The organism is Citrobacter pasteurii, from assembly GCF_019047765.1.
Classification (GTDB): Bacteria; Pseudomonadota; Gammaproteobacteria; order Enterobacterales; family Enterobacteriaceae; genus Citrobacter; species Citrobacter pasteurii.
The window spans coordinates 2,233,832-2,249,030 of record NZ_CP077262.1 but is presented as its reverse complement, the minus strand read 5'-3'; the positions used below and the strand labels follow the sequence as shown (position 1 = coordinate 2,249,030).

Genomic DNA, 15,199 nt, shown 5'->3' with positions numbered 1-15,199 from the left:
GCCATTGGCTACCGGGGCGTACGGCTTATGGCAGTGGCGTAGGCAACGGCGTTTTATTTAACGCATCGGCGCACTCCTGCGTCGGGCGATCCACCCGTTGCAGCGTCATACCGTCATAATCCAGCGTATTGCCATCGCGATCGATCTCATACAGCTCGCGTTTCACCGTCACGTTGGTGAGGTCACCGGAAAGCATGGTCAATTTCCCGGGGACGGCAATCACTCGCTGCCACTGACGGCAATCCAGCGTATCCCCCTCTTTCGTGACAATCAGACTGGCAATCGCTTCCGGGCTCACCAGCGCGCGCTGCGGACCTTTAGACTGCCAGTAACCTGCCAGACCGGCAGGGGCTGGTGTTTTCACCACGTCATTATAATTTTGTACTTCGGCGCAGCCGGCAAGCACCAACAATACACCCACAATTGCTAATTTTTTCATCATTCATCCTGCATGCGAAGAAAAAGGGATTGTGGCATTAAAGCCCTGATGTCGCCAGCCTTTCGGCAGCCCGGAGAAAGATTGATCCCGACGGTGTTACCTCTTATTACTCATAGTCAAAAATTCTGATCGGTGTAATATCCACGCTTCTTGTTACATACCTTCTGAGTTCAGAGTCAAAACGCATGTCATGGCAACACTTCAAACAGGCCTGGTTAATTAAATTTTGGGCCCCTGCCCCTGCGGTTATCGCAGCGGGTATTCTCTCCACTTACTATTTCGGCATTACGGGAACCTTCTGGGCCGTTACCGGCGAATTTACCCGCTGGGGTGGGCAAATCCTGCAACTGTTTGGCGTGCACGCCGAAGAGTGGGGATACTATAAACTGATCCACCTCGAAGGCTCGCCCCTGACCCGTATCGACGGGATGATGATCCTCGGTATGTTCGGCGGCTGTTTTGCCGCCGCGCTGTGGGCCAACAACGTCAAATTACGCATGCCGCGCAGTCGGATCCGTATTCTGCAGGCGGTGGTCGGCGGGATGATCGCCGGTTTCGGCGCCCGTCTGGCAATGGGCTGTAACCTGGCCGCGTTTTTTACCGGTATTCCACAGTTCTCGCTGCATGCCTGGTTCTTCGCGCTGGCGACGGCAATGGGTTCATGGTTTGGCGCCCGCTTTACCCTGCTACCGATGTTTCGTATTCCGGTTAAAATGCAGAAAGTTTCCGCCGCCTCGCCGCTGACGCAAAAACCTGAACAAGCGCGTCGTCGTTTCCGCCTCGGTATGCTGGTATTTATCGGCATGATCGGCTGGGCGCTGCTGACCGCAATGGACAAGCCGAAGCTGGGTCTGGCCATGTTGTTTGGCGTTGGGTTCGGCCTGCTGATTGAACGGGCGCAAATCTGCTTTACCTCGGCCTTCCGCGATCTGTGGATTTCCGGGCGCACCCATATGGCAAAAGCCATTATCTTCGGCATGGCGGTGAGCGCCATTGGTATCTTTAGCTATGTGCAGCTGGGCGTTGAGCCGAAGATTATGTGGGCCGGTCCAAATGCGGTGATCGGCGGCTTACTGTTTGGTTTCGGTATCGTGCTGGCGGGCGGGTGTGAGACCGGCTGGATGTACCGCGCGGTTGAGGGCCAGGTGCATTACTGGTGGGTGGGACTGGGTAACGTTATCGGCTCGACCATTCTGGCTTACTACTGGGATGACTTTGCCCCTGCCCTTGCCACTCGCTGGGATAAAGTGAATCTGCTTGACACCTTTGGGCCGCTCGGCGGGCTACTGGTGACTTATCTGCTGTTGTTTATCGCATTGATGCTCATCATCGGTTGGGAAAAACGTTTCTTCCGCCGCGCCGGGCTGACGCCTGCTAAGGAATCCGCATGAAAAATATCGTACCTGATTATCGCCTCGACATGGTCGGTGAACCGTGTCCTTACCCGGCGGTCGCCACGCTGGAAGCCATGCCGCAGTTGAAGAAAGGTGAAATTCTGGAAGTGGTCAGCGATTGCCCGCAGTCAATCAACAATATTCCGCTGGATGCGCGTAACCATGGGTATACGGTGCTGGATATTCAGCAGGATGGACCAACTATTCGCTATCTGATTCAAAAATAATAAGTGTTTGCCGGATAGCGCTGTGCGTATCCGGCCTACATTCTCAGCTTGTTGCACCTACACCTGCATCGACATCACTTCCTGGTATGCTGATACCAGTTTGTTACGCACCTGAATGCCCATCTGCATCGAAACCGACGCTTTCTGCATATCGGTCATCACATCATTCAGCGCAATGCCTGGTTCACCCAGGGTAAATTTTTCAGCCTGAACGCGAGAGGCGGTTTGCACATCACTGATTCTGTCCAATGCCGCGTGCAGTTGACCGGCAAAACTCACGGTCGATTGTGGCTGCACATCCTGCATTTTCGCTGACATTGCCGTGGCCTGTAGCTGACTGATAACCCCTTCAATCCCCTGTATTGCCGACATTCTGATCCCCTGGATGATTTTTTACGTAGCAGAGATTACCAGTTCGTCAATAAGATAAAGGCGCTAAATAACGATAAAAAACCTCGGTTTTTAACGCATAGAAAAATTCGAAACCGCAAATAATGAGACCGTCAATTTTTCGAGTTTGCTGACCCGGGAGTGAGTCTTGTTCCACTTTGCAAAAAACGCCGTCCACGATAAGCCACGAGGTGCGAGATGAGTGCGACAGCATCGACTGCAACCCAACTGAAACCTCTCGAGTGGTTAAATCGCCTGCGCGCGAATCCCAAAATCCCTCTGATTGTGGCGGGAGCCGCTGCCGTCGCTATCATCGTTGCAATGGTCCTGTGGGCCAAAACACCTGACTACCGCACACTGTTCAGCAACCTATCCGATCAGGACGGTGGCGCGATTGTCACGCAGCTGACGCAGATGAACGTTCCTTATCGTTTCACTGAGGGAAGCGGCGCCATTGAAGTCCCTGCTGATAAAGTTCACGAACTGCGTTTACGTCTGGCACAGCAAGGGCTGCCGAAAGGCGGCGCGGTGGGCTTTGAGTTACTGGACCAGGAAAAGTTTGGTATCAGCCAGTTTAGCGAGCAGGTCAATTACCAGCGAGCTCTGGAAGGCGAATTAGCCAGAACCATTGAAACACTGGGGCCGGTAAAACGCGCCCGTGTCCATCTTGCGATGCCCAAACCGTCACTGTTCGTACGTGAACAAAAGGCTCCTTCTGCCTCCGTCACGGTAAACCTGGAGCCGGGTCGAGCACTGGACGAAGGCCAGATTAGCGCGGTAACGCATCTGGTCTCCAGCGCTGTCGCAGGCTTACCGCCGGGCAACGTGACGCTGGTCGATCAGGCAGGACATCTGTTAACGCAGTCGAACACCAGCAGCCGCGACCTGAACGATGCGCAGCTGAAATATGCCAGCGATGTTGAAGGTCGCGTACAGCGTCGTATTGAATCAATTCTGTCGCCAATTGTCGGTAACGGCAACGTACATGCACAGGTTACCGCACAGCTGGATTTTGCCAACAAAGAGCAAACCGAAGAGAAGTACAGCCCAAATGGCGACGACTCACAGGCTGTTCTGCGCTCACGCCAGCTTAACGTCAGCGAGCAGATAGGAAGCGGAGCGCCTGGCGGCGTACCGGGCGCACTGTCTAACCAGCCCGCGCCGGCGAATACGGCCCCGATTAATACGCCACCGGCAAATCAGCAAAATGCGCAGAATGCACAGAATGCGCAAACGGCAAATAACGCCAATGCCGGCCCGCGCAGCACGCAGCGTAACGAAACCAGCAACTATGAAGTTGACCGTACCATTCGTCACACCAAGATGAATGTGGGTGATGTGCAGCGCCTGTCGGTGGCGGTAGTGGTCAACTATAAAACGTTACCGGATGGCAAACCGCTGCCATTAACCGCCGACCAAATGAAACAAATTGAGGACCTGACCCGCGAGGCCATGGGCTTCTCTGAAAAACGCGGCGATACCCTGAATGTCGTGAATTCCCCCTTCACCGCGAGTGATGACATGGGCGGAGAGCTTCCATTCTGGCAACAGCAGTCCTTTATTGAACAGCTGATGGTAGCCGGTCGTTGGTTACTGGTTCTGCTGGTGGCCTGGATCCTGTGGCGTAAAGCGGTTCGTCCGCAGTTGATGCGTCGCAGCGAAGAGGTCAAAGCCGCACAAGAACAAACACGTATTCGCCAGGAAACGGAAGAAGCGGTTGAAGTTCGCCTCAGCAAAGACGAGCAGACCCAGCAACGCCGTAACAACCAGCGGCTGGGTGCTGAAGTCATGAGCCAGCGTATTCGTGAAATGTCAGATAACGATCCGCGCGTCGTGGCGCTGGTCATTCGCCAGTGGATAAATAACGAACATGAGTAATCTTAGCGGCACCGATAAAAGCGTCATCTTATTGATGACCATTGGCGAAGATCGCGCGGCGGAGGTCTTTAAGCACCTTTCCACGCGCGAAGTACAGGCCCTCAGTACGGCAATGGCCAACGTGCGTCAGATCTCCAACAAACAGTTGACGGAAGTTCTGGCCGAATTTGAACAAGAAGCCGAGCAGTTTGCCGCACTGAACATCAACGCCAACGAATACCTGCGCTCCGTGCTGGTAAAAGCGTTGGGCGAAGAACGTGCCTCCAGCCTGCTGGAAGACATTCTGGAAACTCGCGATACCACCAGCGGCATTGAAACGCTCAACTTTATGGAGCCACAAAGCGCCGCCGATCTTATTCGCGACGAGCACCCGCAGATTATCGCCACCATTCTGGTTCACCTCAAACGGGCCCAGGCCGCCGATATTCTGGCGCTGTTCGACGAGCGCTTACGCCACGATGTCATGCTGCGTATCGCGACTTTCGGCGGCGTACAGCCTGCCGCACTGGCAGAACTGACCGAAGTGCTGAACGGCCTGCTCGATGGCCAGAACCTCAAACGCAGCAAAATGGGCGGCGTGAGGACAGCAGCAGAAATTATCAACCTGATGAAGACGCAGCAGGAAGAAGCAGTTATTACCGCGGTGCGCGAATTCGACGGCGAGCTGGCGCAGAAAATTATCGACGAGATGTTCCTGTTCGAAAATCTGGTGGATGTCGACGATCGCAGCATCCAGCGTCTGTTGCAGGAAGTGGATTCCGAATCGCTGCTGATAGCCCTGAAAGGTGCCGAACAACCATTGCGCGAGAAGTTCCTGCGCAACATGTCGCAGCGTGCCGCCGATATCCTGCGCGACGATCTTGCCAACCGAGGTCCGGTACGTTTGTCGCAGGTGGAAAACGAACAGAAAGCGATTCTGCTCATCGTACGTCGTCTGGCCGAGACCGGCGAGATGGTGATCGGCAGCGGCGAGGATACCTATGTCTAACGATCTGCCATGGAAAGTCTGGACGCCTGACGACCTCGCCCCGCCAATGGCGGAGTTCGTACTGGCCGATCATACCGACGATCAGCCGTCCGACGAGACAGAAGAGCCACAGCTATCTGCGGAACAACAGCTTGAGCAGCAGTTGGCGCAAATGCAGCTCCAGGCCCATGAGCAAGGATATAACGCCGGCCTGGCTGAAGGTCGGCAAAAAGGGCACGAACAAGGTTATCAGGACGGACTGGCCCAGGGGCTGGAACAAGGTCAGAACCAGGCTCGCGCCCAACATGCGCCGATTCATGCCCGCATGCAGCAACTGGTCAGTGAGTTTCAGAATACACTGGATGCCCTGGACAGCGTCATTGCATCGCGCCTGATGCAAATGGCACTGGAAGCCGCGCGCCAGGTTATCGGCCAGACACCCATCGTGGATAACGCCGCGCTGATTAAGCAAATCCAACAGCTGTTGCAACAGGAGCCGCTGTTTAGCGGTAAACCGCAGTTGCGCGTCCATCCGGACGATCTGCAGCGGGTAGAAGAGATGCTGGGGGCGACCCTCAGTCTGCACGGCTGGCGACTGCGTGGCGATCCAACGTTGCATCACGGTGGCTGTAAAGTCTCTGCTGACGAAGGCGATCTGGACGCCAGTGTTGCAACCCGCTGGCAAGAGCTCTGCCGTCTGGCAGCGCCGGGAGTCGTGTAATGACCACTCGCCTGACTCGCTGGCTCAACACGCTGGACAACTTCGAAGAGAAAATGTCGCTGCTGCCTGCGGTGCGTCGTTACGGGCGTCTGACCCGCGCCACCGGACTGGTACTGGAAGCCACAGGTCTGCAGTTACCGCTGGGTGCCACCTGCGTTATTGAGCGTCAGGATGGCAACGAAACCCAGGAAGTCGAAAGCGAAGTAGTTGGCTTTAATGGTCAACGCCTGTTTCTGATGCCGCTCGAAGAGGTCGAAGGCGTTCTGCCGGGCGCGCGCGTTTACGCGAAAAACATCGCCGGCGAAGGGCTGCAAAGCGGAAAACAATTACCGCTGGGCCCTGCCCTGCTGGGGCGTGTTCTCGATGGCAGTGGGAAGCCGCTTGATGGGCTGCCTGCCCCCGACACCACGGAAACAGGGGCGCTAATCACCCCGCCATTTAACCCCCTGCAACGTACCCCGATTGAACACGTGCTGGATACTGGCGTACGACCTATCAATGCACTGTTAACCGTCGGGCGCGGTCAGCGAATGGGGCTTTTCGCCGGTTCAGGTGTGGGGAAAAGTGTTCTGCTCGGCATGATGGCACGCTATACCCAGGCTGACGTCATTGTTGTCGGTCTGATTGGCGAGCGTGGACGCGAAGTTAAAGATTTTATTGAAAATATTCTTGGCGCCGAGGGACGTGCACGCTCGGTGGTGATCGCTGCTCCGGCGGACGTTTCCCCGCTGTTGCGTATGCAGGGTGCAGCCTACGCCACGCGCATCGCCGAAGATTTTCGCGATCGCGGCCAGCACGTGCTGCTGATTATGGACTCCCTCACCCGTTATGCAATGGCACAGCGTGAAATCGCACTGGCGATCGGCGAACCTCCGGCAACGAAAGGCTATCCGCCCTCGGTGTTTGCTAAATTACCCGCACTGGTTGAACGGGCTGGTAACGGTATTCATGGCGGCGGTTCCGTGACCGCATTTTATACCGTACTGACCGAAGGCGATGACCAACAGGACCCTATTGCTGATTCCGCCCGTGCCATTCTCGACGGCCACATTGTCCTGTCCCGTCATCTGGCAGAGGCGGGTCACTATCCGGCCATTGATATTGAAGCCTCAATCAGCCGCGCAATGACCGCATTGATCAGCGAGAAACATTATGCGCGGGTACGCAACTTTAAGCAGCTACTGTCCAGTTTCCAGCGTAACCGCGATCTGGTCAGCGTAGGCGCCTACGCCAAAGGCAGCGATCCCATGTTGGATAAAGCCATTGCCTTATGGCCACAACTGGAAGCATTTTTACAGCAAGGCATCTTTGAACGAGCCGACTGGGAAGACTCCCTGCAGGCTTTGGATCTGATTTTCCCTGGTGTGTGATTAAGCAGGAGAGCATAGGTCATGGCACAACATGGTGCGCTGGCAACACTTAAAGACCTGGCTGAAAAAGAAGTCGATGACGCAGCTATCTTATTAGGCGAGATGCGCCGCGGATGTCAGCAGGCGGAAGAGCAGTTGAAGATGCTGATCGATTATCAGCATGAATATCGCAACAATCTTAATAGCGATATGGGTCAGGGTATCACCAGTAATCGCTGGATTAACTATCAACAATTTATTCAGACGCTGGAAAAAGCGATTGAGCAACATCGCCAACAACTCAACCAATGGACGCAGAAAGTAGACCAGGCGCTGAGCAGTTGGCGCGATAAAAAGCAGCGACTGCAGGCATGGCAGACTCTGCAGGACAGGCAAACCACAGCCGCGTTACTGGCTGAAAACCGCCTGGATCAGAAAAAAATGGATGAATTTGCTCAGCGTGCAGCTATGAGGAAACCCGAATGATTACTTTACCCCAACTGATTACCACCGACACCGACGTAGCCGCAGGTCTTCAGTCAGGCAAAGCGGTAGATTCCCCCGAGGATTTTTTAGCGTTGCTGGCAGGTGCATTAGGTGCAGGCGATGCACAGGGTAAAGATGCCCCGCTGTCGCTGGCCGATTTACAGGCCGCAGGCAGCAAACTGCAAAAAGGGTTATTGCAAAAGAATGGTGATACCGCGCAGACGGTAAAATTAGCCGATCTGCTGGCACAAAAAGAGGTCCAAACCGAGGCGTCGCTGACCGACCTGACTGATGCACAACAGCTGTTGTCTGCGCTCACGCCGTCACTGAAGGTTAATGCCCTGACAACACTGGGTAAAACCGCACAGCAGGATGAAAAAACAGTCCGTCTGAGCGATGACGAGCTCGCCAACCTGAGTGCGCTGTTCGCTATGCTGCCGGGGCAACAGGTGACCACTCCGGCTGTTGATGCCACCCCAGCCCCGGCGGATACGACGCTGTCGGTGCTGTTACGTGGTAATACCCCCAACACGACTACCGATAGCGCCAGTGAATTACTGACCGGTGAAGGGAAAAAAGGTAAAGCAGATACAGCGATGCATACCAGTGGCGCGGATCAGACCAATAATGTTGGTTTAACGCCATTAACGGTAGCGGCAGCTACGCGCGCGGAGATTGAAAGTTCACCGTCACCAACCAGCGTTGGCGCAACAATAGCTCCGCTGGCTGGCACACAGACACATGCGCAGCCGTTACCGACTGCCGCGGCACCGGTATTGAGTGCCCCGCTGGGAAGCCATGAATGGCAGCAATCACTGAGTCAGCACGTCACGCTGTTCACCCGCCAGGGCCAGCAAAGTGCGGAATTGCGCTTACATCCGCAGGATCTGGGGCAAGTGCAGATTTCCCTCAAGCTCGATGACAACATGGCGCAACTACAAATGGTCTCGCCTCATAGCCACGTGCGCGCGGCGCTGGAAGCAGCATTACCGATGCTGCGTACTCAACTGGCTGAAAACGGGATCCAACTGGGGCAAAGCAGTATCAGCAGCGAAAGCTTTGCCGGTCAGCAACAGTCGCCTTCGCAGCAACAACAGGCTGGGCGTGCGCATGGACAAGATATTTTTGCTCCCGAAGATGATGCTGTTCTGGCCACACCTGCCGCACTGCAAGCCGCGGCTCGCGGTGATGGTGCAGTAGACATCTTCGCCTAACGCCAGAGGTAGCATGATTATCCGTGTCTTTTCCACGCTTTGTCGTGGTCAGGACACGGGATAATCAGCCTATAAGCTGTACCGAAACAGGAAGCCCGTATCTGATGACTGACTCCGCGATTAACAAAAAGAGTAAACGCGCTATTTGGATCCCTCTGCTGGTGTTAATTACGCTCGCCGCCCTCGCTACTGCGGGCTATAGCTACTGGCGCATGCAGCAGCAGCCGTCCGCCAGCGTAAAAGCGGAACCGGCTCCACCGCCTGCCCCAGTGTTCTTTGCACTGGATACGTTTACCGTCAATTTAGGTGATGCAGATCGCGTGCTGTATATCGGTATCACACTGCGCATGAAAGACGAGGCGACACGCTCGCGTTTTAACGAATATCTGCCAGAAGTGCGCAGCCGTCTGCTGTTATTGTTCTCTCGCCAGAACGCCGCCACGCTCGCAACAGAAGAAGGCAAACAGCAGCTGATTGCCGCTATCAAAGAGACGCTCGCGACTCCGCTCGTTGTCGGGCAGCCGAAACAGGTTGTCACCGACGTTCTTTATACAGCTTTTATTCTGCGGTAAAGACATGGGCGACAGTATTCTTTCTCAGGCTGAAATCGACGCATTGCTTAACGGCGATAGCGAAACTAAAGACGAACCCATTTCCGGTATCGCAAATGAAAGCGATATTCGTCCTTATGATCCCAACACTCAGCGCCGCGTCGTTCGTGAGCGTTTGCAGGCGCTGGAGATCATTAACGAACGCTTTGCGCGCCAGTTCCGTATGGGGTTATTTAACCTGCTACGCCGCAGCCCGGATATTACAGTGGGCGCGATCCGTATCCAGCCCTACCACGAGTTTGCACGTAACTTACCGGTTCCGACCAACCTGAACTTAATCCACCTGAAACCGTTACGCGGGACAGGTCTGGTGGTGTTCTCACCGAGTCTGGTGTTTATCGCCGTAGATAACCTGTTCGGCGGTGATGGTCGTTTCCCGACGAAAGTCGAAGGCCGTGAATTTACGCACACTGAACAACGCGTAATCAACCGCATGCTGAAACTGGCGCTGGAAAGCTACAGCGACGCGTGGAAGGCTATCAACCCACTGGAAGTGGAATATGTCCGTTCCGAGATGCAGGTGAAGTTTACAAATATCACCACCTCCCCGAACGACATCGTGGTGAACACCCCGTTCCACGTTGAAATCGGCAACCTGACCGGTGAATTTAACATCTGTCTGCCATTCAGCATGATTGAACCGTTGCGCGAACTGCTGGTAAACCCGCCGCTGGAAAACTCGCGTAATGAAGATCAGAACTGGCGCAATAATCTGGTGCGTCAGGTTCAGCATTCCGAGCTGGAACTGGTAGCAAACTTTGCTGACATTCCGCTGCGCCTGTCCCAGATTTTGAAGCTGAAACCCGGCGATGTACTGCCGATTGAAAAACCCGACCGCATTATTGCTCATGTGGACGGCGTACCTGTGCTGACCAGCCAATATGGCACCGTAAATGGTCAGTATGCGTTACGCGTAGAACATTTGATAAACCCGATTTTGAATTCGCTGAATGAGGAACAGCCCAAATGAGTGACATGAATAATCCGTCCGATGAGAACACTGGTGCATTGGACGATCTGTGGGCTGACGCGTTAAACGAGCAAAAAACAACGACCACCAAAAGTGCGGCCGATGCGGTATTCCAGCAGTTAGGTGGCGGCGACGTCAGCGGTGCGCTGCAGGATATCGACCTGATCATGGATATTCCGGTCAAGCTGACCGTTGAATTGGGCCGCACCCGCATGACCATCAAAGAACTACTGCGCCTGACGCAAGGTTCGGTCGTCGCGCTGGACGGTCTGGCGGGCGAGCCGCTGGATATTCTGATCAACGGTTATTTGATTGCTCAGGGTGAAGTTGTGGTAGTCGCAGATAAATACGGTGTACGTATTACTGACATTATTACCCCATCTGAACGTATGCGTCGTCTGAGCCGTTAACGATGAATACCCAGGCCACCGTCGCTCAGCCCGCTGCTGTACCCGGATCACCGTTAGTGCAGGTCAGCGGCGCGCTGCTGGGGATCATTGTGTTGATCCTGGGAGCCGCCTGGCTGGTTAAGCGCCTGGGATTTGCCCCCAAAAGCGTCAGTACGCGTGGGCTGAAAGTTTCGGCCAGTACCTCATTAGGCCCACGTGAGCGAGTGGTAATTGTTGAGGTCGAAGACGCGCGTCTGGTGTTGGGCGTTACAGCATCGCAGATTAACGTTCTGCATACCCTCCCCCCGGCACCTGCCAGTGCAGAAGAAAAAGCGGCCTCCCCTGCGGATTTCCAGGCCATGATGAAGAGTTTGCTGAAGCGTCCTGGGAGATCCTGATGCGCCGTTTGTTATCCCTCACGCTGACGGGTTTGTGGCTTTTCAGCCCAGCAGCCCTGGCCCAACTACCGGGTCTGGTTAGCCAACCGCTGCCCGGCGGCGGACAAAGCTGGACGTTGCCCGTCCAAACGCTGGTGTTTATCACCTCGCTGACGTTCCTGCCCGCTATTTTGCTGATGATGACCAGCTTCACCCGCATCATCATCGTTTTTGGCCTGTTACGTAATGCGCTGGGAACACCGTCAGCACCACCGAACCAGGTTTTACTTGGACTGGCGCTGTTTTTGACCTTTTTCATCATGTCGCCGGTGATCGACAAAATCTACGTTGATGCGTATCAACCCTTCAGCGAAGAGAAGATCTCCATGCAGGAAGCCATGGAGAAAGGCGCACAGCCGTTGCGTGAGTTTATGTTACGTCAGACCCGCGAAGCCGATCTGGCTCTGTTCGCCCGCCTGGCAAACAGCGGCCCGTTACAGGGGCCTGAAGCAGTGCCGATGCGCATTTTGCTGCCGGCTTATGTCACCAGTGAGTTGAAAACGGCATTCCAGATAGGTTTTACCATTTTCATTCCATTTCTGATAATCGATCTGGTTATCGCCAGCGTCCTGATGGCGCTCGGGATGATGATGGTGCCTCCTGCCACCATTGCACTTCCATTCAAGCTCATGCTGTTTGTGCTGGTTGACGGCTGGCAGCTGCTTGTCGGCTCGCTTGCACAAAGCTTTTACAGTTAGAGGCGCGAAATGACTCCTGAATCGGTCATGATGATGGGCACTGAGGCGATGAAAGTTGCCCTTGCCCTTGCCGCACCTTTGTTGCTGGTTGCCCTCGTTACGGGTCTTATCATCAGTATCCTGCAGGCGGCAACCCAGATTAACGAAATGACGCTGTCCTTCATTCCGAAAATTGTCGCGGTCTTTATTGCCATCATCGTTGCCGGTCCGTGGATGCTTAACTTGCTGCTCGACTACGTGCGTACGCTGTTCAGCAATATTCCCTACATCATCGGGTAAACGACGCTATGTTGCAGGTGACCAGCGTTGAGTGGCTCCACTGGCTGAATCTTTACTTCTGGCCCCTGCTGCGCATACTGGCGCTCATTTCAACGGCTCCGATACTCAGCGAACGCGCCATCCCCAAACGGGTAAAACTGGGGCTGGGGTTGATGATTACCATGGTTATCGCTCCGCTGCTCCCCCCCGCAAACGTGCCTATCTTTTCTGTCGGCGCGATATGGCTGGCGATGCAGCAAATCCTGATCGGCATCGCGTTAGGGTTCACCATGCAATTTGCGTTTGCCGCGGTGCGTACCGCCGGGGAAATCATCGGTCTGCAAATGGGTCTCTCCTTCGCAACCTTCTTCGACCCGGGCAGCCGCCTGAATATGCCCGTTCTGGCACGTCTGATAGATTTGCTGGCGATGCTGTTGTTCCTCACCTTTAATGGTCACTTGTGGCTTATCTCGCTGTTAGTGGATACCTTCCATACTCTGCCTATCGGTGGCCATCCGGTTAATAGCAATGCCTTTCTCGCGCTGGCGCGGGCGGGGGGGCTCATCTTCCTCAATGGTCTGATGCTGGCTCTGCCGGTGATGACGCTGCTGCTCACACTCAACCTCGCACTCGGTTTGTTAAACCGTATGGCGCCGCAGCTATCGATATTTGTCATTGGTTTCCCTCTCACCCTGACCGTGGGTATTTCATTAATGGCTGCGCTCATGCCATTAATTGCCCCCTTCTGTGAGCGCTTATTCAGTGAGATTTTTAATTTGCTGGCTGACATCATCAGTGAAATGCCTTCAAAATAATAACCCTTATTTTTTATCCTGTCTTACTAAGGATTGTCCTAAATTCAAATACAGACAACATCCACCAGGATAACGCTGTCGCTGTTTATTTGTTTTTGCCTCCCTCACATAACGCAACATTTACTTTACTTTAAGATGTTTCCTGGCAAATTATACGCAACTTTACGGGATAGTAAATTCGCCTGAAAACAGCGAAAGCGTCATATTGGGTCGTTATTATTCCGTTTAGTTGTGATGAAATAATCAGGTAAGGGGAATTATCGTTACGCATTGAGTGAGGGTATGCCATGTCAACGATTATTATGGATTTATGCAGTTACACCCGGTTAGGGTTGACCGGATATCTGGTAAGTCGGGGGGTGAAGAAAAGGGAAATCAACGATATTTCAAGCGTTGATGAACTCAGCATCGCCTGTGTCTCACTGCAGCCGTCTGTGGTGTTTATTAATGAAGACTGCTTTATTCACGATCCGGATAACAGCCAGAGAATTAAGCAAATCATTAATCAACATCCCAGCACTTTATTTATTGTATTTATGGCGATTGCCAATGTCCATTTTGATGAGTATCTCTTAGTAAGAAAAAATTTATTAATCAGTTCTAAGTCGATTAAACCAGATTCACTGGATGAACTTCTTGGCGATATTCTGAAAAAGGAAGTGGATATTGTCATTGATGTGAACCTGCCAACACTATCATTAAGCCGTACCGAATCCAGCATGCTACGTATGTGGATGGCCGGTCAGGGAACAATACAGATATCCGATCAAATGAATATCAAGGCGAAGACAGTCTCATCCCATAAGGGGAATATAAAACGAAAGATCAAGACCCATAATAAACAAGTTATCTATCACGTTGTACGACTCACAGATAACGTCACCAATGGTATCTTTGTGAATATGCGTTAGGATGTTCTGACTGGTGGGTTTGCCACCAGTCAGAATCAGCGTCTGGATTACTCCACTTTTTCCACAAAGATCCCATCCTGATGGCCTGACTCATTAAAGAACCAGATACCGAGCGGGTAGTCTTCCAGAGAAACCAGGTACATGGTGCCTTCACTAAACTCTTCAATCGCCAGTACCCGGCCTGGCCGACGCGGCCCTCCGTCCGTTTTGACTGTAACCCGATCATTCACCTTCATCATTTTCCTCCTGTGGCTTTGTGCCAGTGTAGAACAAATTCCTTTTCCTGGCAGCGCCCTGCTCGCGTGATTGCGGGTTTTCTCGACGGTCTATACTTAACTTGTACGCATCAGAGATTCTGATACGTGCCCCGGTATCCTTAACGGTTGAGAGGTATGAGGATGAAAACCGCGAAAGAGTACAGCGATACGGCCAAACGTGAAGTCAGCGTCGATGTGGACGCGCTATTGAAAGCTATCAACGAAATCTGCGAGAGCGAAATTCACCGCAGCCATGATGACCCCGATCGCGTCAGCATTGATGGCCGGGATTATCATACATGGCATGAACTGGCCGACGCGTTCGAGCTTGATATCCATGATTTTAGCGTGACGGAGATCAATCGCTGACTTTGGGCGAAAAAAATCCCGGCCCTTATCGGGTCGGGATCAAACTTGCTTATGCAAGAAGCACTTGAAAATTCGTTACACCAGGAAATCTGATGCGAAACCAACCTTATCTGCAATTTTTTTGCCTGACAAGTAAATAATTCTCACCAAAATGATAAATATAACTAATGGTTGAGAGATCACCAGGTTACGCCAGCCTGCGGTATTCAGGCATCCTGCGTAGTGGACTGCGTTCGCCAGGAACCAGTTCATCTTCACGAAATGCCTCCCGTTTGACGCCAAAACCGTCATACCAGCGGCACTCCACCATTCCGCTGGCATACCCGGTAACGATCATGCGTGGGCCACCTTCTTTCGCGGTGACTTCCTCACTGACAGAAAAGACCATACCCGCCTCCTGTATCAAGAGAAACCTTTTC

20 protein-coding genes and 1 pseudogene are annotated in these 15,199 nt (G+C 53.5%); 17 read left to right on the top strand and 4 right to left on the bottom strand.

Annotation, left to right across the window (positions count from 1 at the left end):
* Positions 1–25 precede the first annotated feature (25 nt).
* Entirely contained in the window at positions 26–439 is a 414-nt protein-coding gene (yedD, locus tag I6L54_RS10920; protein WP_005127747.1) for a lipoprotein YedD, read from the bottom strand.
* Between the two features lie 185 nt (positions 440–624).
* On the opposite strand from yedD, the gene yedE reads away from it, so the two are divergent.
* Positions 625–1,830, top strand: coding sequence for a selenium metabolism membrane protein YedE/FdhT (gene yedE / locus I6L54_RS10915; RefSeq protein ID WP_005127748.1), 1,206 nt, complete (start codon positions 625–627; stop codon positions 1,828–1,830).
* A complete protein-coding gene (gene yedF, locus I6L54_RS10910; RefSeq protein ID WP_000790504.1) occupies positions 1,827–2,060 on the top strand; it encodes a sulfurtransferase-like selenium metabolism protein YedF in 234 nt (77 codons plus the stop codon). Before yedE ends, yedF begins: the two co-directional genes overlap by 4 nt.
* A 57-nt stretch (positions 2,061–2,117) precedes the next feature.
* Here yedF and fliE read toward each other — a convergent pair whose 3' ends face one another.
* Positions 2,118–2,432, bottom strand: a complete 315-nt coding sequence (gene fliE / locus I6L54_RS10905; protein WP_005127749.1) for a flagellar hook-basal body complex protein FliE — start codon at positions 2,430–2,432, stop codon at positions 2,118–2,120.
* A gap of 216 nt (positions 2,433–2,648) precedes the next feature.
* Here fliE and fliF point away from each other — a divergent pair, with 216 nt between their 5' ends.
* The 14 genes and pseudogenes from fliF to rcsA all read left to right on the top strand — a co-directional run bounded on the left by fliF (position 2,649) and on the right by rcsA (position 14,154).
* Complete coding sequence (gene fliF / locus I6L54_RS10900; RefSeq protein WP_005127751.1) at positions 2,649–4,328, top strand: flagellar basal-body MS-ring/collar protein FliF; 1,680 nt, start codon at positions 2,649–2,651, stop codon at positions 4,326–4,328.
* Entirely contained in the window at positions 4,321–5,316 is a 996-nt protein-coding gene (gene fliG / locus I6L54_RS10895) for a flagellar motor switch protein FliG (protein WP_005127752.1), read from the top strand. Before fliF ends, fliG begins: the two co-directional genes overlap by 8 nt.
* A complete protein-coding gene (gene fliH / locus I6L54_RS10890; RefSeq protein ID WP_005127753.1) occupies positions 5,309–6,016 on the top strand; it encodes a flagellar assembly protein FliH in 708 nt (235 codons plus the stop codon). Before fliG ends, fliH begins: the two co-directional genes overlap by 8 nt.
* On the top strand, positions 6,016–7,386 hold the full coding sequence (gene fliI / locus I6L54_RS10885) for a flagellar protein export ATPase FliI (RefSeq protein ID WP_005127755.1): 1,371 nt from the start codon (positions 6,016–6,018) through the stop codon (positions 7,384–7,386). The genes fliH and fliI overlap by 1 nt, the downstream gene beginning before the upstream one ends.
* A 21-nt stretch (positions 7,387–7,407) precedes the next feature.
* On the top strand, positions 7,408–7,851 hold the full coding sequence (fliJ, locus tag I6L54_RS10880) for a flagellar export protein FliJ (RefSeq protein WP_005127756.1): 444 nt from the start codon (positions 7,408–7,410) through the stop codon (positions 7,849–7,851).
* Positions 7,848–9,065, top strand: coding sequence for a flagellar hook length control protein FliK (gene fliK / locus I6L54_RS10875; protein WP_040232451.1), 1,218 nt, complete (start codon positions 7,848–7,850; stop codon positions 9,063–9,065). The genes fliJ and fliK overlap by 4 nt, the downstream gene beginning before the upstream one ends.
* A gap of 104 nt (positions 9,066–9,169) precedes the next feature.
* Positions 9,170–9,637: a flagellar basal body-associated protein FliL gene (gene fliL / locus I6L54_RS10870; protein WP_005127759.1), complete on the top strand. Its 468-nt coding sequence runs from the start codon at positions 9,170–9,172 to the stop codon at positions 9,635–9,637.
* 4 nt (positions 9,638–9,641) lie between these two features.
* On the top strand, positions 9,642–10,646 hold the full coding sequence (gene fliM, locus I6L54_RS10865) for a flagellar motor switch protein FliM (RefSeq protein ID WP_005127760.1): 1,005 nt from the start codon (positions 9,642–9,644) through the stop codon (positions 10,644–10,646).
* The gene (gene fliN, locus I6L54_RS10860) at positions 10,643–11,056 is read left to right on the top strand and encodes a flagellar motor switch protein FliN (RefSeq protein ID WP_005127761.1); all 414 of its coding nucleotides are present in this window, start codon (positions 10,643–10,645) and stop codon (positions 11,054–11,056) included. Before fliM ends, fliN begins: the two co-directional genes overlap by 4 nt.
* Before the next feature lie 2 nt (positions 11,057–11,058).
* Positions 11,059–11,433: a flagellar biosynthetic protein FliO gene (fliO, locus tag I6L54_RS10855; protein WP_040232452.1), complete on the top strand. Its 375-nt coding sequence runs from the start codon at positions 11,059–11,061 to the stop codon at positions 11,431–11,433.
* A complete protein-coding gene (fliP, locus tag I6L54_RS10850; protein ID WP_005127763.1) occupies positions 11,433–12,170 on the top strand; it encodes a flagellar type III secretion system pore protein FliP in 738 nt (245 codons plus the stop codon). The genes fliO and fliP overlap by 1 nt, the downstream gene beginning before the upstream one ends.
* Positions 12,171–12,179: 9 nt before the next feature.
* Positions 12,180–12,449 (top strand): flagellar biosynthesis protein FliQ, encoded by a 270-nt coding sequence (fliQ, locus tag I6L54_RS10845; RefSeq protein WP_003030425.1) that lies wholly within the window; start codon positions 12,180–12,182, stop codon positions 12,447–12,449.
* Positions 12,450–12,457: 8 nt separating this feature from the next.
* Positions 12,458–13,250 (top strand): annotated as a pseudogene (gene fliR, locus I6L54_RS10840) (flagellar biosynthetic protein FliR); the annotation flags it as partial.
* Between the two features lie 280 nt (positions 13,251–13,530).
* The gene (gene rcsA, locus I6L54_RS10835) at positions 13,531–14,154 is read left to right on the top strand and encodes a transcriptional regulator RcsA (protein WP_040232455.1); all 624 of its coding nucleotides are present in this window, start codon (positions 13,531–13,533) and stop codon (positions 14,152–14,154) included.
* Between the two features lie 47 nt (positions 14,155–14,201).
* On the opposite strand, the gene dsrB is transcribed toward rcsA, so the two are convergent.
* Positions 14,202–14,390, bottom strand: coding sequence for a protein DsrB (gene dsrB, locus I6L54_RS10830; protein WP_005127768.1), 189 nt, complete (start codon positions 14,388–14,390; stop codon positions 14,202–14,204).
* 162 nt (positions 14,391–14,552) lie between these two features.
* Here dsrB and yodD point away from each other — a divergent pair, with 162 nt between their 5' ends.
* Complete coding sequence (yodD, locus tag I6L54_RS10825) at positions 14,553–14,780, top strand: YodD family peroxide/acid resistance protein (protein WP_005127769.1); 228 nt, start codon at positions 14,553–14,555, stop codon at positions 14,778–14,780.
* Positions 14,781–14,967: 187 nt separating this feature from the next.
* On the opposite strand, the gene I6L54_RS10820 is transcribed toward yodD, so the two are convergent.
* On the bottom strand, positions 14,968–15,168 hold the full coding sequence (locus I6L54_RS10820; protein ID WP_005127770.1) for a YodC family protein: 201 nt from the start codon (positions 15,166–15,168) through the stop codon (positions 14,968–14,970).
* Positions 15,169–15,199: the final 31 nt, after the last annotated feature.